Origin of the sequence: Pseudomonas sp. B22(2017), from assembly GCF_002113105.1 — a bacterium.
In the GTDB taxonomy this organism is placed as follows: domain Bacteria; phylum Pseudomonadota; class Gammaproteobacteria; order Pseudomonadales; family Pseudomonadaceae; genus Aquipseudomonas; species Aquipseudomonas asiatica.
Window position 1 is genome coordinate 1 of sequence record NZ_NEJN01000033.1, and the last position, 1,292, is coordinate 1,292.

Here is a 1,292-nt window from a genome sequence, read left to right on the forward strand (position 1 = left end):
TGCTGGATGATCGGCCGCACCTTGCGCATGGCCTTCATCGAGCCAAACTCGAAGTCATCGATATTGCGGCGCATCCGGTCCCGCGCCTCGGCGATCGACGCGTTGGCCTTGTGCTGCAACTCCCGGAGGTGGGCGCTCTGCAAGGCGTAGTACTCGCCCAGCTTCATCTGCACTTCCAGTTCGATCAGGTGGACGCCGTTGTAGAGAAACTGCGTGGCGCTGTTCAAATGCCGCACAGCCTTCTGAATACCTGACGACAAACATGGCGCCAGCCGCTGACTGGCCGCATTGAGCGCACCCTGCGTTTCGGCAATGGCCTGTTTGAGGGTATTGCGCGTGCGCAAGCCGGCGTCATCGCTGGCGATGATCTTGCTCAGCATGCCGTAAAGCTTGTCGCTGTCGTTCCAGTTGATCGCTTCTGTGGCGGAGAAACTGGGCAGCAGCCCGGCCAGCAGTGCCTGGTCGCGCATCAGCAAGGCGCGGTAGGGCGGGCTGTCAGGGTCCTGCAGCCATTTCAGCCAGAGCAGTTCGCTGGTGCCGGAAGCGGGAACATGCGGTTCAAGGCGGGGGACGACAGCTTCCGTAACGCCACCACCCAGGCACAGGGCCATGGTCTTGGCGTAGGCCACCCCGGACTCACGATCGTTACCGTCGTAGTCGTATGCCTCGGCCACCTTGAACATGGGCGTATCGAACAAGGCAACGTACGCCTGGGCATCCTTGTCGATGTAACGCTGAAACTCACGCTCCTGCTGCTCATATTCAGCCTGGAACGCGGCCCGCTGCGGTTCGTGGTAGCGCTCTTCAAGCCGCTCGTCACTCTCCTGCTGCGCACGCTCGACCAACAGCTGCCGCTCGACTGCCGGGTCGGTGAACACCGGCGGCCCATCACCCGTCATCGGTTCCAGCGACGGCACCTTCTGCGCCGCCCATTCCCTGTGCGTGGCGCGAATGATCTGCAGGATCTGCGAGGTCTGCAGCTGATAGGCGCGCATCGGTTCTTCACGCCAGGCCTGACGCTTCAGTACCCAGTTCAGGCGCTGATGGTTGTACTCCTGAATCAGCCCGACAGTGTCGTCGAGCACCACTGCCAGCACGCCGTTTTCCAGCTTGTGCCGGTTGATCGCATTGACCAGATAGCCGCGCAGGGCGAACCGGCGCAACCAGCGGCTGTGGAAGCCATGCGCACTGTCGAAGGGGGCACAGCCATGCTGGGCATACTCGAAAACCTGCTGGTCGACCCCAAGCTTATCGGGCGTCATGGCGATGCCCAGCAGTTCGGGATTGTTGCG

The 1,292-nt window shown here is 62.1% G+C and carries 1 protein-coding gene; it reads right to left on the bottom strand.

The window, feature by feature from the left end:
• Window positions 1–1,292, bottom strand: a 1,292-nt coding sequence (locus tag CAG18_RS25895; RefSeq protein WP_305880036.1) for a T6SS effector BTH_I2691 family protein, incomplete at both ends; no start/stop codon positions are given.